The sequence below is a fragment of the Allosphingosinicella sp. genome (assembly GCF_035626655.1).
GTDB lineage: Bacteria > Pseudomonadota > Alphaproteobacteria > Sphingomonadales > Sphingomonadaceae > Allosphingosinicella.
The window spans coordinates 1-25,961 of record NZ_DASPNF010000021.1 but is presented as its reverse complement, the minus strand read 5'-3'; the positions used below and the strand labels follow the sequence as shown (position 1 = coordinate 25,961).

The 25,961-nt window shown below is 69.2% G+C and carries 35 protein-coding genes and 1 pseudogene; 14 read left to right on the top strand and 22 right to left on the bottom strand.

From position 1 onward, the window contains the following. Positions 1 to 57: 57 nt before the first annotated feature. Genes VEC11_RS16755 through VEC11_RS16745 form a run of 3 tightly spaced genes read right to left on the bottom strand, consistent with a single transcriptional unit; the run spans position 58 to position 2,523 of the window. Positions 58 to 837: an ExbD/TolR family protein gene (locus VEC11_RS16755; protein WP_464134640.1), complete on the bottom strand. Its 780-nt coding sequence runs from the start codon at positions 835 to 837 to the stop codon at positions 58 to 60. Between the two features lie 25 nt (positions 838 to 862). Then, positions 863 to 1,603, bottom strand: a complete 741-nt coding sequence (locus VEC11_RS16750; protein WP_464134638.1) for a sulfotransferase-like domain-containing protein — start codon at positions 1,601 to 1,603, stop codon at positions 863 to 865. After that, positions 1,600 to 2,523, bottom strand: coding sequence for an aminotransferase class IV (locus VEC11_RS16745; RefSeq protein ID WP_464134636.1), 924 nt, complete (start codon positions 2,521 to 2,523; stop codon positions 1,600 to 1,602). Before VEC11_RS16745 ends, VEC11_RS16750 begins: the two co-directional genes overlap by 4 nt. Before the next feature lie 65 nt (positions 2,524 to 2,588). On the opposite strand from VEC11_RS16745, the gene VEC11_RS16740 reads away from it, so the two are divergent. Next, positions 2,589 to 3,449, top strand: coding sequence for a TolB family protein (locus VEC11_RS16740; protein WP_464134634.1), 861 nt, complete (start codon positions 2,589 to 2,591; stop codon positions 3,447 to 3,449). Here the strand turns inward: VEC11_RS16740 and VEC11_RS16735 are convergent. Then, positions 3,415 to 4,176: a MerR family transcriptional regulator gene (locus VEC11_RS16735; protein WP_464134631.1), complete on the bottom strand. Its 762-nt coding sequence runs from the start codon at positions 4,174 to 4,176 to the stop codon at positions 3,415 to 3,417. The genes VEC11_RS16740 and VEC11_RS16735 overlap by 35 nt on opposite strands. Before the next feature lie 84 nt (positions 4,177 to 4,260). Between VEC11_RS16735 and VEC11_RS16730 the strand changes: the two genes are divergently transcribed. After that, complete coding sequence (locus VEC11_RS16730) at positions 4,261 to 4,851, top strand: hypothetical protein (protein ID WP_464134628.1); 591 nt, start codon at positions 4,261 to 4,263, stop codon at positions 4,849 to 4,851. A gap of 139 nt (positions 4,852 to 4,990) precedes the next feature. Here VEC11_RS16730 and VEC11_RS16725 read toward each other — a convergent pair whose 3' ends face one another. Further along, positions 4,991 to 5,392 carry a cupin domain-containing protein gene (locus VEC11_RS16725; protein WP_464134625.1) on the bottom strand — a complete coding sequence of 134 codons (402 nt, stop codon included), beginning with the start codon at positions 5,390 to 5,392 and terminating at the stop codon, positions 4,991 to 4,993. 35 nt (positions 5,393 to 5,427) lie between these two features. After that, the gene (locus tag VEC11_RS16720) at positions 5,428 to 6,669 is read right to left on the bottom strand and encodes an FAD-dependent monooxygenase (RefSeq protein WP_464134622.1); all 1,242 of its coding nucleotides are present in this window, start codon (positions 6,667 to 6,669) and stop codon (positions 5,428 to 5,430) included. 86 nt (positions 6,670 to 6,755) lie between these two features. Here VEC11_RS16720 and VEC11_RS16715 point away from each other — a divergent pair, with 86 nt between their 5' ends. Continuing rightward, complete coding sequence (locus tag VEC11_RS16715; protein WP_464134617.1) at positions 6,756 to 7,328, top strand: TetR/AcrR family transcriptional regulator; 573 nt, start codon at positions 6,756 to 6,758, stop codon at positions 7,326 to 7,328. Position 7,329: 1 nt separating this feature from the next. Here VEC11_RS16715 and VEC11_RS16710 read toward each other — a convergent pair whose 3' ends face one another. Further along, entirely contained in the window at positions 7,330 to 7,665 is a 336-nt protein-coding gene (locus tag VEC11_RS16710; RefSeq protein ID WP_464134613.1) for a DUF3140 domain-containing protein, read from the bottom strand. 57 nt (positions 7,666 to 7,722) lie between these two features. Between VEC11_RS16710 and VEC11_RS16705 the strand changes: the two genes are divergently transcribed. Next, complete coding sequence (locus VEC11_RS16705; RefSeq protein ID WP_464134611.1) at positions 7,723 to 8,802, top strand: DUF1176 domain-containing protein; 1,080 nt, start codon at positions 7,723 to 7,725, stop codon at positions 8,800 to 8,802. A 20-nt stretch (positions 8,803 to 8,822) separates the two neighbouring features. Beyond that, complete coding sequence (locus tag VEC11_RS16700; RefSeq protein WP_464134608.1) at positions 8,823 to 9,281, top strand: GFA family protein; 459 nt, start codon at positions 8,823 to 8,825, stop codon at positions 9,279 to 9,281. Here VEC11_RS16700 and VEC11_RS16695 read toward each other — a convergent pair. Together VEC11_RS16695 and VEC11_RS16690 are read right to left on the bottom strand one after the other, a co-directional pair. Continuing rightward, positions 9,278 to 9,616, bottom strand: a complete 339-nt coding sequence (locus VEC11_RS16695; RefSeq protein ID WP_464134606.1) for a hypothetical protein — start codon at positions 9,614 to 9,616, stop codon at positions 9,278 to 9,280. The two genes, VEC11_RS16700 and VEC11_RS16695, sit on opposite strands and share 4 nt — an antisense overlap. 46 nt (positions 9,617 to 9,662) lie before the next feature. After that, a complete protein-coding gene (locus VEC11_RS16690; RefSeq protein ID WP_464134603.1) occupies positions 9,663 to 10,973 on the bottom strand; it encodes a Xaa-Pro dipeptidase in 1,311 nt (436 codons plus the stop codon). Between the two features lie 395 nt (positions 10,974 to 11,368). Between VEC11_RS16690 and VEC11_RS16685 the strand changes: the two genes are divergently transcribed. Further along, the gene (locus VEC11_RS16685) at positions 11,369 to 11,644 is read left to right on the top strand and encodes a hypothetical protein (RefSeq protein WP_464134600.1); all 276 of its coding nucleotides are present in this window, start codon (positions 11,369 to 11,371) and stop codon (positions 11,642 to 11,644) included. A 49-nt stretch (positions 11,645 to 11,693) separates the two neighbouring features. Here VEC11_RS16685 and lpdA read toward each other — a convergent pair whose 3' ends face one another. The 7 genes from lpdA to VEC11_RS16650 all read right to left on the bottom strand — a co-directional run bounded on the left by lpdA (position 11,694) and on the right by VEC11_RS16650 (position 16,370). Further along, positions 11,694 to 13,079, bottom strand: coding sequence for a dihydrolipoyl dehydrogenase (gene lpdA / locus VEC11_RS16680; RefSeq protein WP_464134598.1), 1,386 nt, complete (start codon positions 13,077 to 13,079; stop codon positions 11,694 to 11,696). Positions 13,080 to 13,147: 68 nt separating this feature from the next. Beyond that, entirely contained in the window at positions 13,148 to 13,672 is a 525-nt protein-coding gene (locus VEC11_RS16675; protein WP_464134595.1) for a hypothetical protein, read from the bottom strand. Between the two features lies 1 nt (position 13,673). Further along, positions 13,674 to 14,084, bottom strand: coding sequence for a hypothetical protein (locus VEC11_RS16670; RefSeq protein WP_464134592.1), 411 nt, complete (start codon positions 14,082 to 14,084; stop codon positions 13,674 to 13,676). A gap of 22 nt (positions 14,085 to 14,106) precedes the next feature. Further along, positions 14,107 to 14,523 (bottom strand): hypothetical protein, encoded by a 417-nt coding sequence (locus VEC11_RS16665; RefSeq protein ID WP_464134590.1) that lies wholly within the window; start codon positions 14,521 to 14,523, stop codon positions 14,107 to 14,109. Between the two features lie 60 nt (positions 14,524 to 14,583). Then, a complete protein-coding gene (locus VEC11_RS16660) occupies positions 14,584 to 14,709 on the bottom strand; it encodes a hypothetical protein (protein ID WP_464134587.1) in 126 nt (41 codons plus the stop codon). Positions 14,710 to 14,717: 8 nt separating this feature from the next. Beyond that, entirely contained in the window at positions 14,718 to 14,930 is a 213-nt protein-coding gene (locus VEC11_RS16655) for a hypothetical protein (RefSeq protein WP_464134585.1), read from the bottom strand. A gap of 147 nt (positions 14,931 to 15,077) precedes the next feature. Continuing rightward, positions 15,078 to 16,370, bottom strand: coding sequence for a pyruvate dehydrogenase complex dihydrolipoamide acetyltransferase (locus tag VEC11_RS16650; RefSeq protein WP_464134582.1), 1,293 nt, complete (start codon positions 16,368 to 16,370; stop codon positions 15,078 to 15,080). Between the two features lie 160 nt (positions 16,371 to 16,530). On the opposite strand from VEC11_RS16650, the gene VEC11_RS16645 reads away from it, so the two are divergent. After that, positions 16,531 to 16,986, top strand: a complete 456-nt coding sequence (locus VEC11_RS16645) for a universal stress protein (RefSeq protein ID WP_464134580.1) — start codon at positions 16,531 to 16,533, stop codon at positions 16,984 to 16,986. A gap of 59 nt (positions 16,987 to 17,045) precedes the next feature. Here VEC11_RS16645 and VEC11_RS16640 read toward each other — a convergent pair whose 3' ends face one another. The 4 genes from VEC11_RS16640 to VEC11_RS16625 form a co-directional block, all read right to left on the bottom strand. Then, the gene (locus VEC11_RS16640; protein ID WP_464134577.1) at positions 17,046 to 17,993 is read right to left on the bottom strand and encodes an RcnB family protein; all 948 of its coding nucleotides are present in this window, start codon (positions 17,991 to 17,993) and stop codon (positions 17,046 to 17,048) included. 64 nt (positions 17,994 to 18,057) lie between these two features. After that, positions 18,058 to 18,567 carry a GAF domain-containing protein gene (locus VEC11_RS16635; protein ID WP_464134574.1) on the bottom strand — a complete coding sequence of 170 codons (510 nt, stop codon included), beginning with the start codon at positions 18,565 to 18,567 and terminating at the stop codon, positions 18,058 to 18,060. Next, on the bottom strand, positions 18,567 to 18,968 hold the full coding sequence (gene arfB, locus VEC11_RS16630) for an alternative ribosome rescue aminoacyl-tRNA hydrolase ArfB (protein ID WP_464134571.1): 402 nt from the start codon (positions 18,966 to 18,968) through the stop codon (positions 18,567 to 18,569). Before arfB ends, VEC11_RS16635 begins: the two co-directional genes overlap by 1 nt. Then, positions 18,958 to 19,617, bottom strand: a complete 660-nt coding sequence (locus tag VEC11_RS16625) for an RluA family pseudouridine synthase (protein WP_464134568.1) — start codon at positions 19,615 to 19,617, stop codon at positions 18,958 to 18,960. Before VEC11_RS16625 ends, arfB begins: the two co-directional genes overlap by 11 nt. A 162-nt stretch (positions 19,618 to 19,779) precedes the next feature. On the opposite strand from VEC11_RS16625, the gene ctrA reads away from it, so the two are divergent. Further along, a complete protein-coding gene (gene ctrA, locus VEC11_RS16620; RefSeq protein ID WP_464134566.1) occupies positions 19,780 to 20,481 on the top strand; it encodes a response regulator transcription factor CtrA in 702 nt (233 codons plus the stop codon). Between the two features lie 69 nt (positions 20,482 to 20,550). Here the strand turns inward: ctrA and VEC11_RS16615 are convergent, their stop codons facing one another. Continuing rightward, on the bottom strand, positions 20,551 to 20,961 hold the full coding sequence (locus VEC11_RS16615) for an MAPEG family protein (RefSeq protein ID WP_464134561.1): 411 nt from the start codon (positions 20,959 to 20,961) through the stop codon (positions 20,551 to 20,553). Positions 20,962 to 21,098: 137 nt separating this feature from the next. Here VEC11_RS16615 and VEC11_RS16610 point away from each other — a divergent pair, with 137 nt between their 5' ends. From VEC11_RS16610 to VEC11_RS16585, 6 genes are all read left to right on the top strand, one after another. Beyond that, positions 21,099 to 22,532 (top strand): circularly permuted type 2 ATP-grasp protein, encoded by a 1,434-nt coding sequence (locus VEC11_RS16610; RefSeq protein ID WP_464134558.1) that lies wholly within the window; start codon positions 21,099 to 21,101, stop codon positions 22,530 to 22,532. Then, complete coding sequence (locus tag VEC11_RS16605) at positions 22,532 to 23,467, top strand: alpha-E domain-containing protein (RefSeq protein WP_464134555.1); 936 nt, start codon at positions 22,532 to 22,534, stop codon at positions 23,465 to 23,467. Before VEC11_RS16610 ends, VEC11_RS16605 begins: the two co-directional genes overlap by 1 nt. Further along, positions 23,467 to 24,300, top strand: a complete 834-nt coding sequence (locus VEC11_RS16600; protein ID WP_464134550.1) for a transglutaminase family protein — start codon at positions 23,467 to 23,469, stop codon at positions 24,298 to 24,300. Before VEC11_RS16605 ends, VEC11_RS16600 begins: the two co-directional genes overlap by 1 nt. 38 nt (positions 24,301 to 24,338) lie before the next feature. Beyond that, on the top strand, positions 24,339 to 25,076 hold the full coding sequence (locus VEC11_RS16595; RefSeq protein WP_464134546.1) for a proteasome-type protease: 738 nt from the start codon (positions 24,339 to 24,341) through the stop codon (positions 25,074 to 25,076). After that, positions 25,073 to 25,426 (top strand): MmcQ/YjbR family DNA-binding protein, encoded by a 354-nt coding sequence (locus VEC11_RS16590; protein WP_464134542.1) that lies wholly within the window; start codon positions 25,073 to 25,075, stop codon positions 25,424 to 25,426. Before VEC11_RS16595 ends, VEC11_RS16590 begins: the two co-directional genes overlap by 4 nt. 67 nt (positions 25,427 to 25,493) lie before the next feature. After that, on the top strand, positions 25,494 to 25,703 hold the full coding sequence (locus tag VEC11_RS16585) for a hypothetical protein (protein ID WP_464134537.1): 210 nt from the start codon (positions 25,494 to 25,496) through the stop codon (positions 25,701 to 25,703). A gap of 44 nt (positions 25,704 to 25,747) precedes the next feature. Here the strand turns inward: VEC11_RS16585 and VEC11_RS16580 are convergent. Further along, positions 25,748 to 25,961: pseudogene (locus VEC11_RS16580) on the bottom strand (endo alpha-1,4 polygalactosaminidase); the annotation flags it as partial.

Below are 25,961 nucleotides of genomic sequence, written 5' to 3'. Positions count from 1 at the left end.
CGCCTATGTGGGTCAACCGGGCGGATTTGCAAGTTGATGAGCCGGGTGCCGGCCGGTTCAGGGCCGCGGCGCCGCCTGGTTGGCGGGCGCCGGCGGAGGCGGCGGCGCGGCGGTGGGCGCCGGCAGCCGATTCGGTGGCACGGACGGAAGCAGCAAAGCCGCGCGGATCCGGCCCTCGCGGACGGCGCGGAGGGCGGCGTGGACCTGCCCGAAGGTCGCCTCGCGCGCGGGCCGGATCTCGAGCTCGCCCGCCGGCGCCTCCATCTCGGCCGCGCCGGCGCCGCTCAGCTGGCGCACCCGTTCGGCAAGCGCGCCGAGGGCGACCGCCTCGCCGTTCCAGGTCAGGCGCCCGCCGGCCCCGATCGCGAGCACGACCGAGGGCGGCGGCGCGCCGATATCGCTCAAGGTGAAGTCCGCAAGCGCCGCCTCCGGTCCGCCCTCCACGCTCAGCAACAGGGTCGCGACGCCCGCGCGGCGGACCGGCGCCAGGAAGCTGTCGGCGCAGGCGAAGGCGAGATCGGCCGGGGCCGTGACCGCCAGCGCGGGAAGCGTCTCCTCGGTCAGGTTGGCGATGCCGCCGGCCCGGTCGATCGCCTGCCCGACCGCTGCGGCGCTCCGGTCCAGCACCTGCTGGGTCGTCGCCGGCTGGCCGTCCCAGCGGGCCGAGCAATTGCCGGGGCCGCTCGCGGCCAGGGCGAGGGTCGCCGCCGTGTCGTGCGCGTCGCCCTCGGCGGCGAGGCCCGCGCCATTGCCGGGGCGGCCGGCGCGGCCAGAGTCAGAGCCGCTGTTGCAGGCCGCGATCAGCATCGCCAGCGCCAGTGCGCCTGTCCGCTTCATCCCTTTCTCCCGTCTGTGCCTTTAGTCATCCAGGCCCGTGCGGAGCAAGGCGGTGCGCGGCCAGACGCTCGTAATAGGGCCGGCAGCGCTCTGTGAGCCGCTTCGCCTCGTCGGGCAGGCCGGCGGGCGGCGGGTCGGGCGGGCCGAAGCCGGTCGAGGCCTCGACCGCCTGGTACCAGTGCGGCGCCCAGGGGCCGTCCGTCGCCCGACGCCCCGGCGGCCAGGCCAGCATCGCCGGGTCCCAGCCAATCCCCAGCGCCGCGCAGAGCGGCCTCAGCACCCCTTCGGGATCGGCGAGCACGTCGGAGGCGTCGACCACGGGCGGCGCCCGCCCCAGCCGGTCCGCCTCGCGCTCGAAAAATTCGGCCTGCCGCTCGAGCCCGAAATCCCCGAATTCCGCCGCCTCGCGCTTGCGCAGGTAGGAGGCGATCATCCGCGCCGGCTCGCGGATCAGGAAGGCATGGGTGAAGCCCGCGAAATCCCGATAGCCGACCGGCCCGACCATATGGTGCCACATATGCTTCTGATACCAGACCGGCTTGCCGCCCGGCGCGGGCCCGGAAAGCGTCCGCGCCACGCTTGCCCAGTCGCAGTCCATCGCGGCGATCGTCTCGGCCGCCATCGGATGCGGCGCGCCGCTCGTCTTCAGGAAGGCGCCGTAATAAGGCTCGTCGCTGACCACCGTGTCGGCCCGGTTGCCGAAGCTGCGCATCATCGCCGTCGAGAGGTTCCGCGGACCCGACCACATGGCGATGCGCAGCGTCATGGGCGCGCGGCTGCTCCCACGTCCGCCTCGACCAGCGCCCTGTAGAGCCCCTGCAGCCTTTCGGTCATCGGCCCGCGTCCGCCGGTCAGCGCGCGCCCGTCCACCACCCGCGCAGGCACGACGCCCGCGAAGGTCCCGGTCACGAACGCCTCGTCGGCGCCATAGACGTCGGTCAGCGAGAAATTCTTCTCGAACACCGGGATCCCGTTCTCCCGGCAGAGCCGGATCACGTTCGCCCGGGTGATCCCGCCGAGGCAATAATCGCCCGAGGAAGTCCAGACCTCGCCCCTGCGCACGATGAAGAAATGGGTCGAGTTGCAGGTCGCGACGAAGCCGTGCGGGTCGAGCATCAGCGCCTCGTCCGCCCCGGCCTCGATGGCCTGGATGCAGGCGGTGATGCAGTTGAGCTTGCTGTGCGAGTTGAGCTTCGGGTCCTGCACGTCGGGAAAGCCGCGGCGGACATGGACGGTGAACAGGGTGATCCCGGTCTCGACGATTGCCGGCAGCGGCTCCTTATATTCCGGCACGATCACGATGGTCGCGCCCGAGACGACGACACGCGGATCCTGATAGGGCGTCGAGCGCAGGCCCCGCGTCACCATCAGCCGGACATGGACGCCGTCGGTCATCCGGTTGGCGTCGAGCGTCTCGTAGAGCCGCCGGGTCAGCGCCGCCCGGTCCAGCCCGATGTCGAGCGCGATCGCCCTGGCGCCCTCGTAGAGCCGGTCGAGATGCGCCTCCAGAAAAGCGTACCGCCCCTTGTGGACCCGCAACCCCTCCCAGACGCCGTCGCCAAGCACGAAGCCGGAATCGAACACCGAGACCGTCGCCTCGGCCCGCTGCTTCAGCGCGCCGTTGACGTTGATCAGGATGTCCGCGTTGCGCGGATCGCCCTGGCTGTCGTGCATGCTCTGCGCCATGGCCGCAGCGTGAAGCCGCTTCGCCCGCTTGGCAAGCCGTCCCTCCGCGCCTTAAGGTCCGGACCATGCTCGCGTTCAACCTCCTGGCCGCGCTGCTGCAGCCCGCGGCTGCGCCCGAGGCCGTCCGGCTCGACCTGCCCGGTCTTTCCAGCCCGCTCTGGGAATCGCATCCCGCCGTGGATCCGCTGACCGGCGACCTCTGGTTCGTGCGCAGCGCGCGCGACTTTTCGGGCTGGCGGCTGTTCGTCAGTCGCTGCGGGCCCGGCGGCCGCAGCGAGGCCGTGCCCGCGCCGCTTGCCGCGCCCGGGCTGGAGGCCGATCCCTGGTTCAGCCCGGACGGTCGCACGCTCTGGTACATCTCCAGCCGCGCCACCGGCGCCATGGCCGCCGAGGCGCTCGACATCTGGCGCGTCCGCCGCGGCCGCGACGGGCGCTGGCTGGCGCCCGAGCGCCTGCCCGCGCCGGTCAATTCGGACCGGGTGGAGTGGTTTCCGCGGCCCGCGGCCGACGGCTGGCTCTATTTCGGCTCGCGCCGCGAGGGCGGCCTCGGAAGCGACGACATCTGGCGGGCGCGTCTCGTCCGCGGCCGCTGGCAGGTCGAAAATGCCGGCCCCGAAATCAACAGCGCCGGCGCCGAATATGAATTGCAGCCCTCGCCCGACGGGCGCTGGGCCCTGCTCGCCACCGACGGCGGCATCTTCCGGCTCGAGCGCGGGCCGCGCGGCGGCTGGACGCACAAGGTCCGCGTCGCCGGGGTGGACGGGATCGGACCGATGATCACCCCGGACGGCCGCGCCTTCATCTTCTCGCGGCGAGGGGGCGACGGCCGGTCGGGCGAGTTCTTCGCTGTGCGCCTGAGCCCCGGTCCCGCCTGGCCGCCGCCCTGCCCCGCTACCCGGCCCGGCAGGCGCCCACCTCGCCGATGAACTGCCAGACCGCCATCGAGAATGGCGGCTTCTGCTGGCCCTGCCATTCGTCCATGCGGTTGTAGAGGTTGGTCGCGCCGGCCATCATCGCCGGCGTCGCCACCGCCCTGAAGGGCGCGAGCAGGGCCTGCCACTCGTCGTAAAAGGCCCCGGCTTCCGCGCTCTTCGGGTCGAGCGGCAGCGCCGCCTCGATCCGCGCGGCGAGCTCCTCCCACTGCCTGTTATAGGCCTGCATGTCGAAGCCCTCGGGCAAGGCCGGCATCCGGCTCGCCCATTCCTCTTTCTCCGCCTCGCTATAATAGCGGTCGGTCACTTTCTTCCAATTTTCCTCGGCCATGACGGCATCTCCATTCCGGATCAGCGAGCAGAAGGTCGCGGCATCGACGGGCTCGCCGCGGTCGATGCGTGACTTGACGTTGAGCAACAAGGCCTTCGCCTCGGCGAGCTCCGCCTCGCGGCTCGCCACCGCCTCCAGCTGCGCCTCGATCAGCCGCTTCAGGTCGAGCGGCCGCTTCGCCGTCAGCCGCTGGATCTGCGCGAGGCTCAGGCCCGCGCGCTTCAGCGCGAGGATCTGGGCGATGCGCTCCAGCTCGCCCGGCCCGTAGAGCCGGCGTCCGGTATGTGTGCGCAACGGCGCGATCAGCCCGCGCGCCTCGTAGAAGCGAAGCGCGCGAGAGGTCAGGCCGGTGCGGCGCACGACGTCGCGAATGTCGATCAAATCGTCCATGGCCCGGCCCAGTAGCGCTTGACGCTGCGTCAACTTCAAGCGGGAAATTTGCGTCCCGCGCGGAGCCCGCTACCACAGCCTTCCATGACCGAGCTGCTCACCCTGTTCGCGATCGTGCTCGGCGTGAACCTGCTGCCGGCCTTCGGCCCGCCGACCTGGGCGATCCTCGTCCTCTACGTGCTGAACACGGACATCCATCCGGCCCTGCTGATCCCGGTCGCCGCGACCGCCGCCGCCTCCGGCCGGCTGCTGCTCGCCCTGGCCTTCCGCCTGCTCGGCAACCGGCTGCCGGAAAAATATCGGCGCAACCTCAGGGCCGCCCGCGAGGCGCTGGAGAAGAACCGCCGCAACGCGATCCTCGCCCTCGGCCTGTTCGCGCTCTCGCCGGTCCCGTCCGCGCAATTGTTCGAGGCGGCGGGCCTGGCCGGCGTGCGCCTCCTCCCCTTCATCCTAGCTTTCTTCCTGGGCCGGACAATCTCCTATTCGCTCTACGTCTTCACCGCCGCCGGCCTCCGCGCCACCAGCATCGGCGACGCCTTCAGGGAAGGGCTGACCAGCCCCTGGGGAATTGCGCTCCAGGTGATCATGCTGATCGGCCTGGTGCTCCTCGCCAAGATCGACTGGGCGAAATGGCTGGGCGGGAAGAAGGAAAAGAAGCGGCGCTCTACGAATTAGTCATCCCGGCGACAGCCGGGACCCATGAACACAATCCCTGGAGGGCAGGCGAGGCAGCTTTCCCATACCCGGTCGCACAGAGTTCATAGGTCCCGGCGACTGCCGGGATGACTAATCAGGGATCGATGCGCCGCCCTGCCTACTCCGTCGTCTCGCCGGTCCACTCGTCATTGTCATGGTCCCGCTCGGCCTGCTCCTTGTCCCGGTGCACCACCCCGTCCTTATGTTCGGGCGGGCCGTAGATCGTGTAGAGCTTGAGAGGGGCGTCGCCGGTGTTGATGACATTGTGCCGCGCGCCCGCCGGCACGATCACCGCGAAATCGTCCTCGACCCGGTTGTCGACGCCGTCGATCCGGACCACGCCCTCCCCCTCCTCGATCCGGAAGAACTGGTCGCGGTCCTCGTGCACCTCCTCGCCGATGTCGCAGCCTGGGGGCAGCGTCATCAGCACGAGCTGCAGGTTCTTCCCCGTATAGAGAACGCGGCGGAAGTCCGCATTGGCGAGGGTCGCCCGCTCGATATCGTCGACATAGCCTTTCATGCGTCTGCGTCCTTCCACTGCCGGGTTCGCGGCTGTTACGCGGCGAGGCGCCTTTCCGTTCCACGGGCCCGGCCTGCCGCTCCGATTGCGACGGTCGGCCCCGGCAGCCGGGCGAAATTGCGCCGGCTGAGGCCGGAGAGGTTCATCGCCAGCCTGCGCTTGAAGGCGGGCACATGGTTCAGCACGCGCAGGATCAGGTTGCGCAGCGCCCTGCCCGGAGCCGAGCGCAGGGTCGCCACCCTGGTGAGCATGCCCGCGAGCGAGAGCACCTTCGCCGCCGCCGGCCGCCGCGCCGCCGCATAGCCGTCGAGCAAAGCGTGGGGCTCGCCGCCCTGCACGACGCGGACCAGCGCCTCGCCCAGCAGGATCGCGTCGACCAGCCCGGTGTTCATGCCCTGGCCGCCGGCCGGGCTGTGGACGTGCGCGGCGTCGCCCATCAGCAGGAACGGGCCCTTGCGATAGGCGGCGGCCAGCCGGTGGCTGACGCGAAAGCGCGAGCCCCAGATCACCTCGTGGACCCGGCAACTGCCGGACCGGGGCCCGCGCATGTCCAGCAGCTGCTGAATGTCCGCCAGGCCCGGCTCCTCGGGCGCACCGTCCAGCTCGGCGACGATCCGGAAGGCTCCGTCCGGCAGCGGCGCCACGACCACCATCCCGGCCGGCGCGAACAGGAAGGAGACTTCCTCGACGCCCAGCGGCCAGTCCATGCGCACGTCGGCGAGCACCATGCTGTGGGCGTCGTGAGCGCCGTCGAAGGGGATCCCGGCCGCCTCGCGAATGCGACTGTGCATCCCGTCGGCGCCGACCGCATAGCGCGCCTCGATCTCCTGCTCGCCGCCGGCCGATTTCACGCGGACGATGGCGCCGCGGCCGCCGGCCCGGGCCGAGACGGCGGAGACGCCGCGTCTGATGCTGCCGCCGGACGCCGCGTGCCGTCCGGCGAAGATCGCCTCGGTCGTGGACTGCGGGATCATCAGCAGGTTGCGGAACAGGCTGGGCAGCCCGGCAAAGTCGATGCCGAGCAAGGCCCGGTCGCGGTCGCGGATGGTGAAGCGGGAGACCGGCCTGCCCTCTGCCATGAGCGGCGCGGCGAGGCCCGTGTCCGCAAGCATTTCCAGCGTGTGGGCATGGATGACGGCGGCGCGGCTCTGATTCTGCCCCGCCTCCAGCGCATCGATCAGCACATGGTCGACCCCGTGCTTCTGCAGCTTGTTGGCCAGCGCAAGCCCGGTGGGGCCGGCACCCACGATCAGCACGTCAACATAAGCGGGCAACATGGCGAAAGCTCCTTTTCAGATTTGCCAACGAGCGTTGACTAATTTGCCCGCTTGAATTTGTCAACAGGTGTTGTCAAATAGCCCGCATGACCAGACCCCGCGGCAGCACCCCCAAGGCAATCCGGACCCGGCAGGCGATCGAAGACGCTGCCAGAAAGCTCTTCGCCGACAATGGCTTCGAGCGGACGACGGTGCGCGACATCGGCGCCAGGGCAGGCATCGATCCGGCCATGGTCATTCGCTATTTCGGCAGCAAGGAAGCGCTCTTCACCCTGGTCGCGATGCCCGATCTGCGCCTGCCCGACCTCGGCGCAGTCGCGCCCGATTCGGTCGGCGAGACCCTGGTCCGCCACTTCCTGCTGCAATGGGAGGGCGAGCAGGGCGGCGGCGGCATGCCGGTGCTGCTGCGGTCGGCCGCGTCGAACGACAAGGCGGGGGCGCGCCTGCGCGACATCTTCCGCGCCCAGGTGCTCCCCGCCGTCGCCGCCGCCGGTCCCCCCGAGACTGCCCCGGCGCGTGCCGGCCTGGTCGCGAGCCAGCTGCTCGGCCTCGCCCTGACCCGCTACGTGCTGAAGCTGCCGCCGGTCGTCGCGCTGCCGCTCGACCTGATCGTCCGCGAGGTCGGCGCCACGATCCAGCGCTACGCCACCGGCCGCTAGGTCATTCCTTCAGCGGATCATGTCCCCAGTTCATCAGGCTGTAGCGCCAGCGCGAGGTCACCACATTTTCGGGCCGCTGCGCCCTGTGGCGGGCGACATAGCCGACGACCTTGCGCATATGCGCATAATCCTCGTCGGTGAGCGCCGCCTTCTGCGTCCGCAGCAGAGTGACGATCCGCCGCCCGGAGGCATGGCCGATGCTCTCGTCCCGCCCGTCGGCCTTCCAGCCGACCGCCCGGCTCTGCTTGCTCTGCAGCCAGTCTTCCAGCTCGGCCGGCGTCATGTTCACCGCGCGGGCGAAATCGCGATAGACCCTGTCCCTGTCGAGCGCCGGCATGCGGTCCGACAATTGCCAAAGGCTTGCGGAGTTCAACCCCTGAGATAGGGTGTGCCGATGATCCGCCCGACCCGCGCGCTCGCGCTCCTCGCCCTCGCTCTTCCCATCGCCTTGCCGGCGTCGGCGCCCGCCCAGCGTCCGGCGGAGGCCGGCCTGCTCGGCGCGCGCCCGGTCGAGCGCCGCTTCCAGGACTGGCTGCTGGTCTGCGACAACACGAAAGTGTGCCGCGCGCAGGCGACCGGGGCCGGGGGCTCGCTGATGGTCCGGCGCGATCCGGGGCCGAACGGCACGGTGCTCGTCGTCCTCGACGGCCAGGAACCGACCGCCGACACCTCCATTCCCGACATCGCCTCGATCCGGGTGACCGGCGGCGTCGCGCCCGGCGGCTGGCGGCTGGACCGGCCCGGGGAGAGCGCGAGGCTGCAGGGCCAGGCGGCGTTGACCTTCCTCTGGGCGATCGCCCCCGCCCGCACCGTCAGCTACCGCGCCGGCGGCGAGACGCTCGAAGTCTCGCTGGCCGGGCTGACCGCCGCCTTGCTGGCGATGGACGAGGTGCAGGGCCGCGCCGGCACGATCAGCGCCTCCGTCCGCCCCGGCGCGCGCCCCGCCACCGCCGTGCCGGCGGCCTTGCCCGTCCCGGTCCTCCGGGTGCCGCGCCCCGCGACCGCGCCGGTGCCGCGCGGCTTCGCCGCCGCCGTCCGCCGCGCCAGCGCCGCCGCCTTGCGCCGCGGCGATTGCGAGACGACCCAGCATGCCCGGGCGCAGGACAGCGCGGTCGCGCTGGGCCGGGACGAGGTGCTCGTCTTCCTCGGCTGCCGCCTGTTCAACACCGGCTTTGCGACCCTCCTGCTCCGCGCCCCGCGCGCGGCGCCGCACCGGGCGAGCGCGGTCGTGCTGCCGCGGGCGCCGGGCGAGGATGGCGGCGACAATGGCGACGGCGTCTATACGGACCTGGAATGGAATGCGCGCACCGCGATCCTGTCCTCGGGCGGCCATAGTTGCGCCGGCAGCTGCGGCTCGAGGACCGACTGGACCTGGGACGGCCGCGCCTTTCGCCTGGCCAGGCATTTCACCTATGAGGGCGGCGGCGCCGAGCTGCTCGATCACTATCGGACGGTGGTGCGCATCCGCCGCTGAACCAGGCCGAGGAACGGATGATGGACGACTGGAAGCTCCCCTGGGACGGCGGCTGCCGCTGCGGCGGCGTGCGCCTCAGGGTCACGACGCCGCCTTTGCTCGCCGCCGCCTGCCACTGCACGGGCTGCCAGAGCATGAGCGCCAGCGCCTATTCGCTCTCGCTCGCCATTCCCGCGGACGGCTTCGAAGTGACGAAGGGCGAGACCGTGCCAGGCGGGCTCAGCCGGGACATGCATCATTTCTGTCCGGACTGCCTGACCTGGATGTTCACCCGGCCGGTCGGCCTGGACTGGTTCGTGAACCTGCGCCCGACCATGCTCGACGAGCATGGCTGGTTCGTGCCGTTCATCGAGACCTTCACCGCGGAGAAGCTGCCCTGGGCGACGACCCCGGCGAAGCACAGCTTCGCGGCGGTCCCGGACCTCCCGGACTTCCAGCCTCTGGTCGAGGCCTATCAGCGCGAGGGCGCGCGGCCCTAGGCCGCGGCGGCGGCCTCCTCCGCCTCGCGGCGGCGGCGCCGGTGGAAGCTGGCGATCCGCCAGGCGCCCAGGGCGGCGATCAGGGCGCCGACGCTCAGCAGCACGACGCAGGCGCTCTGCCCGACGATCCAGGCGAGGGGGCCCGGCAGGCCCGGCGACAGGGGGATGCCGATCTCGGTCAGCATCTTGCTGAACGGATAGGACGGCCAGAGCCCCGTCCCCACCAGCGCGTAGAGACCATAAGTCAGGAACGCGACGCCGACCACGATCAGGCCCGCGCCGATGAACAGGATGATCAGCCCCACGAGCGGGGGATTGGGCTCGTTTTCCTCCATGACGGCGCCTTAGCACGAAACTTTGATGCTGGTTAGGGCCAGCTGCTTATGGGGCATTCCGCCGGTCGCTGGCCACGGCGCCGCCCTTGATCACCACCGCGACATTCTCGAGCAAGCGGACGTTCTGCAGCGGGTCGCCGGCGACCGCGACGATGTCGCCATAGCGCCCGGCCGCGATCGCGCCGACATCGGCCTCCCGCCCGAGCGCCTGCGCGGCATTGCGCGTCGCCGCCTGGATCGCCTCCATCGGCGTCATCCCGTACTCGACCATCCAGCGGAACTGCCGCCCGGCCAGGGCATGCGGCATCACTCCGGCGTCGGTGCCATAGGCCAGGCGCACGCCGGCCCGGTGGGCGGCACGGAAATTGTCGCGCTGGAGCTGCGCGATCTCCCGGTCCTTCCTGAGATTGTCCTCGAGGATGCCGTTCGCCCGGCCATGCTCCTGCGTATATTCGCTGTTGTAGATGTCCATGACGAGCACGGTGCCGCGCTCGCGCGCCAGCCGGATTCCCTCGGCGTCGACCAGACTTGCGTGTTCAATGGTGTCGATGCCGGCGCGGATCGCGGCGCGGATGCCGGCGGCGCCATGGGCGTGGGCGGCCACCTTCAGCCCCCACATATGCGCCTCCTCGGCAATCGCGCGCAGCTCCTCCTCGGAAAGCTGCTGCTGCCCTGGCTCGGTGTTGCGCGAGAAGACGCCGCCGGTCGCGCAGACCTTGATCACCTGCGCGCCGTTGCGCCTTTGCTCGCGGACCTGGTCGCGAAGCCCCTGCGGACCGTTCGCGATGCCCGGCACTTGCCGGCGGTGGCGCGGCGGCAGGAAGGTTTCGTCGCAATGGCCGCCGGTCGCGCCCAGCGCATAGGCGGCGGGCACGACCCTCGGCCCCGGAATTCGCCCCTCGTCGATCGCCTGCATGTAGGCGACATCCGAGAAATCGGACGAGCCGACGTTGCGCACGGTGGTGAAGCCGGCGGCAAGCATGTCGCGGGCATGGCCCGGCCCCATCACGGTCATGAACAGGTCGGTATACTGCAGTGCCTGATAGGGCCCGTAAAAAGGCGAGCTGTCGAGATGGACGTGCATGTCGATCAGCCCCGGCAGGATCGTCATCCCCGGCAGGTCGATCCGCCGCGCCCCCGCGGGGATCAGCGGCCGCGCCCCGCCGCGCCCGACCACCGAGACGATCCGCCCGCCGGTGATCACCACCACCGGCTCCTCGACCACGCGGCCGGCCAGCACGTCGATCATCCGGTCCGCGGTGACGACCACGGTCTCCGGGCTGCGCGGAACGGGCGTTTGCGCGGCCGTCGCGGCAGGAGCGAGGGCCAGGAGCAGCCCGACAAACCATTTCAGCATATCAGCCCCTCGTCATTCCAGCGGCAGCCGGAAACTCGTTTGTCCCTTATGCGGCAACGGCAGGGGGATTCCAGCTTTCGCTGAAATGACCGGCGGCGTTAACCCGAACACATAGTCCGCGGCGCTACATACCCTACCGAACCCCGGAGAACACCCGCCGCGGCCGCCGCCGTGAGATTCCCCGTCTTCGCCAGGAAGGCGAGAAACGCCTCCCGCCGCGGCGCCGTGAAGCGCCGCACCTTCCGCCGCCGCCGCGGTTTGTCCTGTTGCGCCATTGTCCCGTCCCGAGGTCCAGTCGAACCCGGAACAAGCGGGGAACATTTCCGACATTGCAAGAGGGGCAGGAATATCCGCAAGGGGTGGAACTCGGTCATTCAGTCAGATAGGCTCACGACGTGGCGAGGACGCAGCAGACCTTCGAGAATGACAGGGACGATCCGATATACGTTTCGGTTGAACCCTGGCCTGAGTGCTTCGAACTTGAACCCGGCGACAAGCTAACGCTGATCTGGAATGCCCCTGCGACGGGCGATGCCTCGCAGGTGAATTTCATCAATGAACGCGAGCTTGTCGTCTGGCCGAACGGAGACATCGACAAGATTGTAATCCTCTTCAACGGCGGCCCATCCGATGGTCGAAGCTGGAAGTTCAAGCACTCCGTGACCGGCTGATGGGAATGTCCGCAATGGGTAGCAGACACCCACCGGTTCACCGATAGCGTCAGATGTGCAGCACCCGCCCGTACGCATCGAGCACGCTCTCGTGCATCATCTCGCTGAGCGTCGGGTGCGGGAAGACCGTCTCCATCAACTCCGCCTCGGTCGTCTCCAGCTGCCGCGCCACGACATAGCCCTGGATCAGCTCGGTGACCTCGGCGCCCACCATGTGCGCGCCCAGTAATTCCCCGGTCTCCGCGTCGAACACCGTCTTCACGAACCCCTCGGTCTCGCCCAAAGCGATCGCCTTGCCGTTGCCGATAAAGGGGAATTTGCCGGTCTTCACCTTGCGGCCTTCCTCCTTGGCCTTGGCCTCGGTCAGGCCGACGCTGGCCACCTGCGGGCGCGAATAGGTGCAGCCCGGGATGTTCCAGGTTTCGAACGGGTGCGGCTTCTGGCCCGCAATCGCCTCGACGCAGACCACGCCCTCATGGCTCGCCTTGTGCGCCAGCCAGGGCGGCCCGGTCACGTCGCCGATCGCGTAGATGCCCTCGACACTGGTGCGGCCATAGCCGTCGGTGACGATATGGCCGCGGTCGGTCTTCACGCCCAGCGCCTCGAGACCGATATTCTCCGTGTTCGGAACGATGCCGATGGCGACGATGACGTGGCTATATTCCTCGGCGCCGACGCCCTTGACGGTCGCCTTCACGCCGGTCTTGGTGACCTCCAGTGCGTCGACGCCGGCGCCGACATGGATCTTCATCCCCTGCTTTGTGAGTGCCTTCTGCACGAAGGCGGAAACTTCCTCGTCCTCGACCGGCAGGATGCGCGGCAGCATCTCGACGATGGTCACCTCGGCGCCCATGTCCGAATAGAAGCTGGCGAATTCCACTCCGATCGCGCCCGAGCCGATCACCAGCAGCTTGGTCGGCATCTCCTTCGGCACCATCGCATGGCGGTAGGTCCAGATCCGCTCCCCGTCCGCCCTGGCGAAGGGCAGGTCGCGGGCCCGGGCACCGGTGGCGATGACGATATGCTTCGCGTTGAGCTCGGTCTTCGCCCCGTCCTTGCCGGTGACGACCAGCTTGCCTTTGCCGGTGATCGCGCCGTCGCCCTCGACGACAGTCACCTTGTTCTTCTTCATCAGGCCCTTGACGCCGGCGTTGAGCTGCCCCGCCACCTTCCGGCTGCGGTCGACGATCTTTGACAGGTCGAAGCCCGGTTTCTCCGCGCTCAGCCCATAGGCCGCGGCATGGGTCATGTAGTGATAGATCTCGCTGGTCCTGAGCAGCGCCTTGGTCGGAATGCAGCCCCAGTTGAGGCAGATACCGCCCAGTTTCTCGCGCTCGACGATCGCGGTCTTCAGGCCGAGCTGGCTGGCCCGGATCGCCGCCACATAGCCGCCGGGGCCCGAGCCCAGGATGATGAGATCGTAGCTGTCCGCCAATGGAGCCTCCGGGATGATAGGGTCGCCCCGGCCTTAATCACGTCGCGCGCCGATGTGCAAATACGGCCCTATTCGAAGGTCCCGGCATAATTGTCCGGCGCGGGCGGCAGGTAGGACCACCAGACCAGGGCCGTGGAAACCGGCACGAGCGCGAGGATCGCATATTCGAGGATCGCGTCGGCGCCGAAGAACAGCTCCCACTGGAGGACCACGCCCATCCAGATGATCGCGATCGCGGCGGCGACGACGATCCCTGCGCCGAGCCAGAAGCGCGTGCGCTCCGCTCCGGCCGCCCGCAGGCCCAGATCGGCGAGCGCGGCCGCAATGAAGGCCGGGATCACCAGATAGATGAGGATGATAGGGCCCGCATAGACGAGGAGGAAGGGGACAAGGATCGCCATCGGCCCGCCGAAATAGAGGAGGAAGCCGAGGATCGAGACCAGACCGGACAGGAGGACGCCGCGCACGCGCCTCTCCTCCTCCCCGGCGGCCCAGCGGCGGCGCGCGAAGAGGGCGACGACGACGAACAGGGCGAGCACGCTGCCGTAGCGGAGCAGGAAGGCGCCCGGCGCAAAGGCGAATTCGCTGCCCAAGTCAGCCCGCGATCACCGTCAGGTAGCGCGACGCCACCCAGCCCTGCCGGCACGGGCCCGCATAGGGCCGGATCGTCGCCACCGGCGAGCCGACATTGCACTCCTGGTCCGGCTCCGCCGCATAGACGATGCCCGTCCAGCCGGGCACGGCGTCGCCGTCGCAGACCCAGACCTGCCGCCCGGGCCCGAGCCGGTCGAGCGCCGGCGCGACGCGCGACGGGCGCGCGCGGACGGAGAGGAAATTGTCGCCGTTGCGGTCGAGCCCGCGCACCTCGGCCAGGCTGAGGCAGGCGTCGAGGTCGTTGCCCGCCAGGCCCACCCGCACCGGCCTGATCCCCTGTCCCGGCTGCGCCACCGCGACCGTGGCCGCCGCCAGGGCTGCAGCCGCGCCTGCTGCTCCGATCCAGCTCATCCGCATCCTCCCGCTCCCCGGCTCAGCCTGCAATCGCTCTGATGAAGCGGTTCGACACCCAGCCCGAGCGGCAAGGGCCGCGATAGGCCCGCGGCCGCGGCACCGGGCTTTCGACGCCGCAGCCGGTGCTGCCCCGCGGTCCGTAGACGATGCCGGTCCAGCCGGGCACGATCTCGATCTCACACATCCAGACGCGCTGTCGGGGTCCGAGCCGGTCGAGTTCCCGGGTGCCGGTCCCGGGCCATGCCCGCACGCTGAGGAAATTGTCCCCCCGCGGGTTGAGCCCGCTCACCTCCGCATAGACCTGGCAGGCGTCGAAGTCGCTGCCGCCCAGCCCGATCCGGACCGGCCGGCTCCCCGGCTGCGCGCTCGCCGCCGTCGCCAGCAACGTCGCCCCCGCGCCCAATGCCGTCAGCGCCGCAATTCCCATGCTCCGCATCTTGCCTCTCCCTGCTGCCTGATGGAAACAGCCTATGCTCCCCGGGGCCGCCCGCCAAGCTCAGTCGAAGACGGCCGGTTCGGCCGGCTCCGGACTGGGCAGCTCCGACCACCAGACGAGCGCCGTGGCGGCCGCGACCAAAGCGGGGACGAGGATGATGGGCGAGCTGCCGGACGCGCGGCGCAAGCGCTGGGTCAGGTCCGCCCCGCCCAGGCGATCAGCGCCCAGGCGAACAGGGTTACAATGCAGAAGATCGGCCAGGACCAGATCAACTGGAGGCCGGCGATGTTGAAATGGACCGCGCCGGTCTGCACCCAGTCGGCGAGCTGGCCGTCGCCGCCCCGGAACGCCCAGGGCAGGCCGAGGGCGGCGACGGCGCCGGCGATGGCGGCTTTGCCGACCGCCACCTCAGGCGCCCCTCAGCATGAAGTCTTCGAGCGTTCTGGCCACGCGCTCATCCTCTTCCCGCTCTTGCTGCGCCTTTTGCCAGCAGAAAGCGAACGGAAAATGAACGTGCGAGGGGCCGGTTCCCCCCAAAATTCCTGGCTTGGCGCTCAGGCGAGCATGGCGAGGGGATTCTCGACGAGCGTCTTGAACGCCTTCATCAGCCGCGCCCCGTCGGCGCCGTCGATCGCGCGGTGGTCGAAGCTGCCGGTCGCGCTCATCATTGTCGCGATCTGCAGGCTGTCGTCGACCACCCAGGGCCGTTTCTCGCCCGCGCCGATCGCCATGATCATCCCCTGCGGCGGGTTGATCACCGCGGCGAAGTGCGAAATCCCCATCATCCCCATGTTGGAAATGCTCGCCGTCCCGCCCTGATATTCGTGCGGCTGCAACTTGCCTTCCTTCGCCCGGCCCGCAAGCTCCGCCATCTCCTTCGAGATCGCGGAGAGCGACTTGCTCCCGGCGTCCGCGATGATCGGCGTGATCAGGCCGTTCGGGATGGAAACCGCGACGGAAATGTCCGACCGACTGTATTTCAGCAGCTGGTCGCCGGAGATCGAGACGTTGCACTCGGGCACCTCAACGAGGGCGACGGCCAGCGCCTTGATCAGCATGTCGTTGACGCTGAGCTTCACGCCCCGCGCCTCGAGCCCCTTGTTGAGCTCGCCGCGGAGCTTGAGCAGCGCGTCGAGCCGGATCTCGACGGTGAGATAGATGTGCGGGATGGTCTGCTTCGCCTCGGTCAGGCGTCGCGCGATCGTCTTGCGCATGTTGGAGAGCTTGACCGCCTCGTGCGGGATCTCGGTCTCGACCACCGCCGGCGCCGCATGGGCGGGAGCGGGTGCGCCTGCCGGCGCCGCCGCAGCCCGCGAAGGCGCCTTGCCGACCGCCCCTTCCACGTCGGCCTTCACGATCCGGCCACCGGGCCCGGACCCGGTCAGCCCGGCCAGGTCGACGCCCTGCTGCCCGGCCATGCGGCGGGCCAGCGGGCTCGCCTTCACCCGGTCACCGGCGGTTGCCGGAACGGGGGCGGGAGCTGGAGCGGGAGCAGGGGCAGGCGACGGTGCCGGAGCGGGCGCCGCTGCGGTCGGTGCGGGCGCCGGGGCTGGGGCAGGAGCAGGAGCAGGCGCCGGTGCGCTGGCCGCGGCGCTTGCATCCTCGCCCTCGGCGGCGATCAAGGCGATCACGGTGCCGACCTTCACCTCGTCCGTGCCCTCGGGCACCAGAATTTTCGCGATCGTCCCCTCGTCGACCGCCTCGAACTCCATCGTCGCCTTGTCCGTCTCGATCTCGGCGAGGATGTCGCCCGAGGCGACCGTGTCGCCCTCCTTCACCAGCCATTTGGCCAGCGTCCCTTCCTCCATCGTCGGGGACAAAGCGGGCATCTTCAGTTCGATCGGCATGAAAGCGGGCTTTCCTTTTCGCGAACGGGGGACGCCAGCCGCTCAAACAGCAAAGGCCCGATAATGGCAAGCCTGTCCTGAGCCTGTCCCTCCCGGCTTCGTCGAAGGGCCGCTTGCGCGAAAGCGCGTTCTGGCGCAGGCGTGGCGCGAAGGAGAGCCGATGCGGTCCTATCTGGTAGTGATGGACGAGACCGAGGAGGCGCGCACGGCGCTGCGCTATGCGGCGCGGCGCGCTGCGCGGACCGGCGGCGCCGTCGAGCTGCTCGCCCTCATCGAGCCGCAGGAGTTCGTCCAGTGGGGCGCGGTCCAGGAGGCGCTGGAGGAGGAGGCGCGGCTGCGCGCCGAGGCGATGCTCGTCCAGGCCAAGGATTCGATCGTCGAGGAGGCCGGCATCAGGCCCGCCGTCACCGTCCGCCAGGGCGACCGGATCAAGGTCGTGACCGAATTGCTGGCCGAGCGTGACGATATCGGCGCGCTCGTGCTCGCCGCCGCCGCGGAAGGCGGTCCGGGCCCGCTGATCAGCCATTTCGCGGGCGCCGCGGCCGGCAGCCTGCCCTGCCTCCTGATCATCGTGCCTGCGGCGCTCGACGAGGCTGCCCTCGAGCGCCTGACCTGAATCGAAAAGCCCTCCCCGGTTTCCCGGAGAGGGCCTTCCGATCCCCCTGAAAGTGTCGTCTAGCCGCGCTCGCCGGGACGCGGACGGGGCGGAGCCGGACGCCGGATCACCGGGCGCGGCGCCGGACGGCTGCAGGCGCAGCGCGCCCGCGGCCGGCGGGCCCGGCGGCGCTGCCGGGTCTCGACATATTCCTCGACGATCTCCTCGGTGTAGCCGCTGCTGCCCGTGGTGGTGACCGTCTCGATCACGATCGGATAGGCGTAATAGCCGTAGCCATAGCCGCCGCCATAGACGCGCGTGCCCGGAGGAGGCGGGCCATAGCCCGGCGGCGGCATCATCCCGCCATGCCCGCGCATCTCGACATGATGCTCGCGCATGTCGCCGCCTTCCTCGCCATAATCCTCGCCATGATCCTCGGACGCATAATCCTCGGCATAGCCTTCCTCGTCGCTGCTCTCGCGCCACCGTCCACGATAGCCGGGAACGCCGTCATGCTCTTCCCACTCTTCGCCATAGCGGTTCCAGTTCACGCCGTAGCGTTCGTCGATCACCCGGCCGTGGGCGTCGATCAGATAGGCATCGTCATAATAGCGGACCCACCGCTGGTCGTCGCCCGGCGCATAGAAGCCATAGGCCTGCCAGTTGCCGATATGGAATTGCGGGGCGAACCAGAAGAAATGGATATTGCCGCCGCGGCGCAGGCGATGATGCCGGAAGTTGCGGCCCGGATGCCGCCCCCAGCGATGGAAGCCGAAATTGTGGCCGCCGCGGACATGGCCGCCGCCCCGGAAGCGGAAATTGTTCCCGCCATGCGCCCGGAAGCCGCCGCCGGTCCGGACCTGGCCGCGCATCTGCATGTTGTGGCCGCCGCGCATCTGGACGTGGCCGCCCATATTGCCGCCGCGCCAGGTGGCGCCGGGGCGCGCCCCGGGTCCGGGCTGGGCGATGGCGATGCCGGCGATAAGCATCGTGCTCGCTGCCAGCAGGGTCAGACTCAACTTGCGCATGGAGGTAATCCCCTTGTTCGCATTGCCGCTCCGCCTTGCGGACCGAGCGCCGTGAACCGGTCTTTTACCCTCTCGTTCCCTCTTCCGCCATGCTGGCCAGTGCCGTTTCGAGACGCTGTATCAGTTTGACACAGCCCTCGACGTCTTCCTGATCGAAGCGGCCCGGCGCGGGGCTGTCGAGGTCGAGCACGCCGAGCAGCCGGCCCTCCGCCACGATCGGCACGACCAGCTCGGAGCGGCTGGCCGCGTCGCAGGCGATATGGCCCGGAAAGGCATGGACGTCGGCCACGCATTGCGGCTCCAGCGTCGCCGCCGCGGCGCCGCACACGCCCCTGCCGAAGGGGATGCGGATGCAGGCTGGACGGCCCTGGAACGGGCCGAGCACCAGCATGCCGCCGACATTGCGGTAGAAGCCCGCCCAGTTCAGTTCCGGCAGGCTCTCCCAGAGCAGGGCCGCGACATTGGCCATGTTGGCGACCGCGTCCGGCTCGCCGTCGGTCAGCGCGCCCGCCGCTGCGATCAGCTCGGCATAAAGCGACGCCTTGTCCGCCGCCTCGATCCTGAAGTCGTACATCAGTCCAGTCTTACCTTCCCGCGTCCCTGCTTCACACTGCTCCGCGCCTTCTTCTCGTCCACCCGTTTCGCCCTGGCGGCCCGGCTCGGCCTGGTCGGCCGGCGCTTCGCCTGGCGGATGTGGGCCTTCTCGATCAATTCCGCCAGCCTCGCCCGCGCCTCGGCGCGATTGCCCTCCTGCGTGCGGTGCGAGCGGGCGGTGATGATGATCTCGCCGCCCCCGGTCATCCGCGACCCGGCCAGCTCCTTGAGCCGCTGACAGGCATGAGGCGCAAGCCCCAGCTTGAAGACGTCGCAGCGCAGCTGGCAGGCGGTCGCCACCTTGTTGACGTTCTGGCCGCCCGGCCCCGACGCGGCCAGAAACGTCTCGGACAAAGCCTCCTCGGGCAACTCATAGGGCATCGCCGAATCCCGCCTGGACGAAGGTCGGCGGCAACGGCGCCCTCGCCTCGACCGGCGGCTTGGCGCCGCGGTCCACCTTCAGCGACAAGGCATGGAGCAGCATCGGCCCCTTCCCTCTGCCATAGACCGGGTCCCCCGCGATCGGCACGCCGATCCCCGACGCCGCATGGACGCGGATCTGGTGGGTGCGGCCGGTTTCCGGCGTGAACAGCACCAGCGCCCGCCCGTCGCGGACGGTCACGACCCGCCAGTGCGTCACCGCATGCTTTCCCCTGGCGTCCTCCACCATCCGCCAGCCCTCTGCCGCGGTCGAGATCTTGCCCAGCGCCATATCGACCGTCCCGCTCTCCGCTTCGGGCACGCCATCCAGCACCGCCACATAGGCCTTCTCGACCCTTTTCTCCTCGAAGGCGTGCTGGAAGGCCTTGTGCGCCTTCGGGTTGCGCGCAAGCAGCAGGCAGCCCGACGTGTCCCGGTCGAGCCGGTGGACCGGCTGGGGCAGACGGTGAAATCCGAAACGAAGATGGTGAAGATAGTCTTCCAGGCTCTCGCGGGTTCGCGCACCGGGATGCACGGCCAGCCCCGCCGGCTTGTCGATCACGATCGCCTCGCCATCGATGAAAAGCACACTGTCTTCCCGGAAGCGCATCGGCGGCGCCCTGCCACGACCGTGGCGGATAAGCAACGAGTCCGGCTTAGTCCCGGATTCTACGGTATTAATACCAAATTAACCTTTTGCCTTCACATCGGTAAAGATTAATGAGCGTCGAGGGGGCCGGGGCGTTTGGCTCCTCGCGACAGGAGGCCATCCATGCGCGTTCTGCTGATCGAAGACGAGCCGACCACGGCCAAAGCCATCGAGCTGATGCTCACCAACGAGGGCTTCAACGTCTACACCACCGATCTGGGCGAAGAGGGCCTCGATCTCGGCAAGCTCTATGATTACGACATCATCTGCCTGGACCTGAACCTCCCGGACATGCACGGCTATGACGTGCTGAAGAAGCTCCGGACGGCCAAGGTCGGCACGCCCGTCCTGATTCTCTCCGGTGTCGCCGAGATGGACTCCAAGGTCCGCGCGCTCGGCTTCGGCGCCGACGACTATGTCACCAAGCCGTTCCACCGCGACGAGCTGATCGCGCGCATCCACGCCATCGTCCGCCGCTCGAAGGGCCACAGCCAGTCGGTGATCAAGACCGGCAAGCTCGCCGTGAACCTCGACGCCAAGACGGTCGAGGTCGACGGCGCCCGCGTGCACCTGACCGGCAAGGAATATGCGATGCTGGAGCTGCTCTCGCTTCGCAAGGGCACGACGCTCACCAAGGAGATGTTCCTCAACCATCTCTATGGCGGCATGGACGAGCCCGAGCTCAAGATCATCGACGTCTTCATCTGCAAGCTTCGCAAGAAGCTCAGCCTCGCCTGCGGCGGGGACAATTATATCGAGACCGTCTGGGGCCGCGGCTATGTGCTGCGCGAGCCCGAGGACGGCCAGGCGGCGCAGGTCGCCTGACCACGGGACTTTTGCGAGGGGCGAGCCGGCGTCCGCAGCAATGCGGGCGCCGGTTTCTCTTTCGGGGCGCTAGAACAACAGCTTCAGCGCCGGCAGCATCACCATGATGATGCCGACCAGGCTGGCGATCCATGCGAAGCTGCGCAGATAGGGCACGCCGAACGCATAGAGCGGCAGATAGGCGACGCGGCCGGCCAGCCAGACCCAGGCGCCGAGCCGGGTCCACTCCGTGCTGCCCAGCGTCAGCGCGAGCACGACCGCGGCGATGAAGATCGGGAAGGTCTCGAAGAAATTGGCCTGCGCCCGCGCCAGCCGCCCGGCGATCGGATCGAGCGGCGGCAGCTCCTCGTCCCGCGCGCCGAGATTCCATTTGGTCCCGTATTGCCGGGTCTTCGCCTGCACGGCGACGATGATGTGGATGAAGGCCAGGATGCAGCCCCAGGTGAGGACGACGAGTTCCGTCGGGAGAGTCGTTGGCATGACGGAACGATAATCCTCCCCTTCCCCCGCGTCACGCCGATTAGTTGCTGCGGCGCGGAATGGATTGGCCCGAATTTGCCTTTCGTGCATTGTCGCCCTGCGCCGCACGATCCCGTGCGGCGGACGAGCGAGGGGCGATGGCGAAGGCGCGGCCGTTCGACGAGCTGTGGGGCGACACCGCCGGCACCGCGCGCCCCGATTTCGAGGCCGTCGCCGCCTGGCTCGCCGACCTCAGCGACACTGAGCTGCTCCGCCGCCAGCAGGCCGCCGAGGCCGCCTTCCGCTCGCTTGGCATCACCTTCGCCGTCTATGGCGAGGAGGAAGCGGCCGAGCGGATCATTCCCTTCGACATCGTGCCCCGGGTCTTCTCGGCGCGCGAATGGGCCAACCTCTCCGCCGGCCTCGAGCAGCGCGTGCGCGCGATCAACCTGTTCATCGACGACGTCTACGGCGCCCGCAAGATCCTCGCCGACAAGATCGTCCCGGCCGACATCGTGCTCGGCAACAGCCAATATTGCATCCCGGTGGCCGGCGCCCGCGCGCCGCACGGCGTCTATGCCCATATTTGCGGGATCGATCTGGTCCGCACGGGCCCGGACGACTTCTTCGTGCTCGAGGACAATGCGCGCACGCCCTCGGGCGTCTCCTACATGCTCGAGAACAGGGAGGCGATGCTGCGCCTCTGCCCGGAGCTGTTCGACGCGCTCCCGGTCGAGCCGGTCGATTCCTATCCGGAGCTGCTGCGCGACACGCTGCAATCGGTCTCGCCGCGGCCCGGCGACGCCTGTTGCGTGCTGCTCACGCCGGGCCATTTCAACTCGGCCTTCTACGAGCACAGCTTCCTCGCCGACAATATGGGCATCGAGCTGGTCGAGGGCTCGGACCTGGAGGTGGACGACGACCAGGTCTGGATGCGCACCATCCACGGCCGGGTGAAGGTCGACGTCATCTACCGGCGGATCGACGACGCTTTTCTCGATCCGCTCGTCTTCCGCCCGGACAGCGCGCTCGGCGTACCGGGGCTGATGGCCGCCTGGCTGGCCGGCAACGTCACGCTGGTGAACGCGCCCGGCACCGGCATCGCCGACGACAAGGCGATCTACTCCTACATGCCCGAGATCGTTCGCTATTATACGGGCGAGGAGCCGAAGCTCCCCAATGTCGAGACCTTCCGCTGCCGCGAGCCGGACGCGCTTCGCTACACGCTCGACAATCTCGACAAGCTCGTCGTCAAATTGGTCGACGGCTCCGGCGGCTATGGCATGCTGGTCGGGCCGACCGCCTCGAAGAAGGAGATCGAGGCGTTCCGCGCGGCGCTGAAGGCCGAGCCGCAGCGCTACATCGCCCAGCCGACGCTCGCGCTCTCCACCGTGCCGACCTTGACCGACACGGGCCTCGCCCCCCGCCATGTCGATTTCCGGCCCTTCGTGCTGACCGGCAGCGAGGGCGTCACCATCGTCCCGGGCGGGCTCACAAGGGTGGCGCTGCGCGAAGGCTCCCTGGTGGTGAACTCGAGCCAGGGCGGCGGCACCAAGGACAGCTTCGTGCTCGCCCCCGAGGACGCCGGCTGATGCTCTCGCGTACCGCCGCCAACCTCTACTGGATCGGCCGCTACATGGAGCGGGCGGAGTTCGCGACCCGGCTGGTCGAGGCGACGATCCGCCTGGCCGCGCTCGGCGACCACGAGGAGAGCGACCAGGCCTGGCGCAGCGCGCTGTCCGTGGTCGGCGCCGCGCAGGCCTTCCGCACGACGGGCGAGAGCTTCAACCCCGCCAATGTCCGCCGCTATTTGACCCTCGCCGCGGAGAATCCGGGCTCGGTCCGCTCCTGCCTCGCCGCCGCGCGCGACAATGCGCGGGCGGCGCGCACCGCGCTCACCGTCGAGGTCTGGGAGGCGATCAATCGCACCTGGCTGGTCATCCGTGACCGCACCAGGCCCGGCGGCGTCCAGGCCAGCCTCAACCTCGTCGACAGCCTCAAGGCCGAGATCCGCGGCTTCGAGGGCGCGCTCGGCCGGATGCTGCGCTCCGAGGGCAGCTGGTTCATGCAGTTGGGCGCGGCGATCGAGCGCGGCGACAACACGGCGCGCCTGCTCGACGTCAAATATTATCTCCTGCTGCCGCCCGGCCAGGAGGTGGGCGGCGCGCTCGACCGCGACCAATGGTCGACCCTGCTGCAGATCGTCTCCGCCAAGACCGCCTATCGCCACATCTATTCGGGCCCGCTCAAGCCCTGGCGGGTCGCCGACTTCCTGATCTTCCGCGCCGAGATGCCGCGCTCCCTGGCCGCGTCCGCCGAGCAGACCGTCGACCTGCTCTCCGCCTTCGCCAACCGTTCGGGCCGCCAGGGCGCCGCCGACCGGCTCGCCCGCAAGCGGCTCGACCGCATCCAGTCCCTGAAGATCGCGCATGTCGTGCAGGAAGGCCTGCACGAATGGCTGCACGCCTATGTCCGCGACAATGCGGCGCTCGACCAGGCGATCGCCCGCCAGTTCCGGTTCGGCTGATGCGCCTCTCCGTCCATTATTCCACCACCTATACCTATGCGGAGCCCGTCCGGCGGGTGATCCAGCTGCTCCGCGTCGAGCCGCGCAGCTTCGCCGGCCAGTCGGTGCTCGACTGGCGGGTCGACGTCGATCATGACGCGAAGCTGCGCGAGGGCCGCGACGGCTATGGCAACGTCACCCATATGCTCTACGTCGACAGCCCGACATCGAGCCTCACCATCTCGATCGCCGGCCGGGTGCTGACCGAGGACAAGCACGGCATCGTCCAGGGCCTACCGCACGATTTGCCGCCCGAAATCTTCCTGCGCTCCACCCCGCTGACCCAGCCGGGCCCGGCGATCCAGGCCCTGGCCGACGCCTGCGACGGCCGCGGCGGCGACATCGAGCGCCTGCACCGGCTGGTCGGCCGGATCCATTCGGGCCTCCGCTTCGACACCGCGGCGACCGAGGTCGAGACCGGCGCCGAACAGGCCGCGGCGGAAGGCCATGGCGTCTGCCAGGACTTCGCCCACATCTTCATCGCCACGGCCCGTCTCGGCGGGATTCCGGCGCGCTACGTCTCCGGCCATCTTTTCCGCCGCGACGGGCAGAAGGACCAGGAGGCGGCACACGCCTGGGCCGAAGCCTGGATCGACGATCTCGGCTGGGTCGCCTTCGATCCGGTCAACGGGATCAGCACGGACGACGCCTATCTGCGCGTCGCCTGCGGGCTCGACTATCGCGACGCCGCCCCCATCGTCGGCGCGCGCGCGGGTGGCGGCGACGAGCGACTCAGGGTAGAGGTGCGCGTCAGCGAGGCGACGGGGCAGAGCCAGTCCCAGATCCAGGGCTGAACAAGAGGATTGCGGCGCGGATGACCTATTGCCTTGGCATGCTGCTGGACGCTGGCCTGATCATGATCGCGGACACGCGCACCAATGCCGGCGTCGACGACATCTCCTCCTTCCGCAAACTGCACTGCCTCGCCGACACCGAGGACCGGGTCATCTACGCGGCCTCGGCGGGCAATCTCTCCACCACCCAGACCGTCATCTCGATGCTGCGCGAGGGCATCCCGACGGGCGAGGACGGGGCGATCATGCGCACGATCGCCGAGCCGACCTCGATGTTCCGCGCCGCCCAGCTGGTCGGCGACGCCATGCAGCTCGCCAATGCCACGGTCGGCAAGGCCCTGGCCTCGATCAAGATCTCCGGCACCTCCTCGCTGCTGCTCGGCGGGCGGATCGGCAATGCGCCCCCCGCCCTCTTCCTGATCTACTCGGCCGGCAATTTCATCGAGTGCAAGCCGGACATGCCCTTCTTCCAGATCGGCGAGACCAAATATGGCCGGCCGATGCTGGACCGGACGATCAAGCCGTCGACGCCCCTGCCCGAGGCGATGAAGATCGCCTTCCTCTCCTTCGACGCCTCGATCCGCTCCAATCTCGCCGTCGGCCGCCCGCTCGACCTGATGGTGATGCCGGCATCGCCGACCTCGAAGGTGCTGACCCGGCGGGTCGGCGAGAACGATCCCTATTTCAACGATCTCTCCGCGCGCTGGGGAGACCTGCTGCACGATGCTGCGGCGACGATCCCGGATCCGCCCTTCATGGCGGATCTCATGCAATGAGCGGCGCTTTCGCGGCGCTGCGCGCCCATGGCCTCGCCTTTCCGGAGGCGGAGGAGGATCACCCGTGGGGCCACACCGCGCTCAAGGTGAAGGGCAAGACCTTCGTCTGGCTCGACGAGACCGACGGCCTGTTCAGCCTGACCGTAAAGCTGCCGGTGAGCCGCGACTTCGCCGAAATGTTCGATTTCGCCTCCCCGGCAGGCTACGGCCTCGGCAAGTCGGGCTGGATCAGCTGCCGCTTCGCGCCCGGCGAGAAGCCCGACCTCGACCTCATGAAACGCTGGCTCGCCGAAAGCTACCGGGCGGTCGCGCCGAAGAAGCTGGGCGCGCTGCTTTCCGCGGACGAATAGCCCCGGATTTGCGATTTTTGGCCTGAGCGCCTATGTTTAACCCATTCTCTTGGAATCAGGATTCTCGATGTCCACCCATCACGATTTCTATTTGGAGCGCGCCGCCGAGGCGCGCCGCGATGCTGAAGCCACCCCTCTCCAGAATGTCCGCGACCGTTGCCTGCGCGCCGCCGAGGCGTGGGAGCAGATGGCGGCCCGCGTCGAACGGACCGGCCGCATGCGTGCCGAGACGGAGGCCCGCAAGGCCGCGATGAGCGAGCTGCAGGTCACCGAATAGCCTGAAGCGCGCCTCCCGCCCCCGGGCGGCAGGGACGCTCCTTTCTAGATCACCACGAAGTCGCCGGCGCCGAGCGTCGGTGCACCGCTGGCGATGGCGAACAGCACCGCCGCGCCGGCGCCGTTTCCGTCTGCGTCGTAGAAGAGCTGCCCGGTGAGGCTGTTGTAGATGATGCGGTCCGACGCGTCCGCGGCGGCGGCGCCGGTCACGAACGCATTGGCATCGAGCGCGCCCGGGGCGCCGATGGCGGCGAAGATC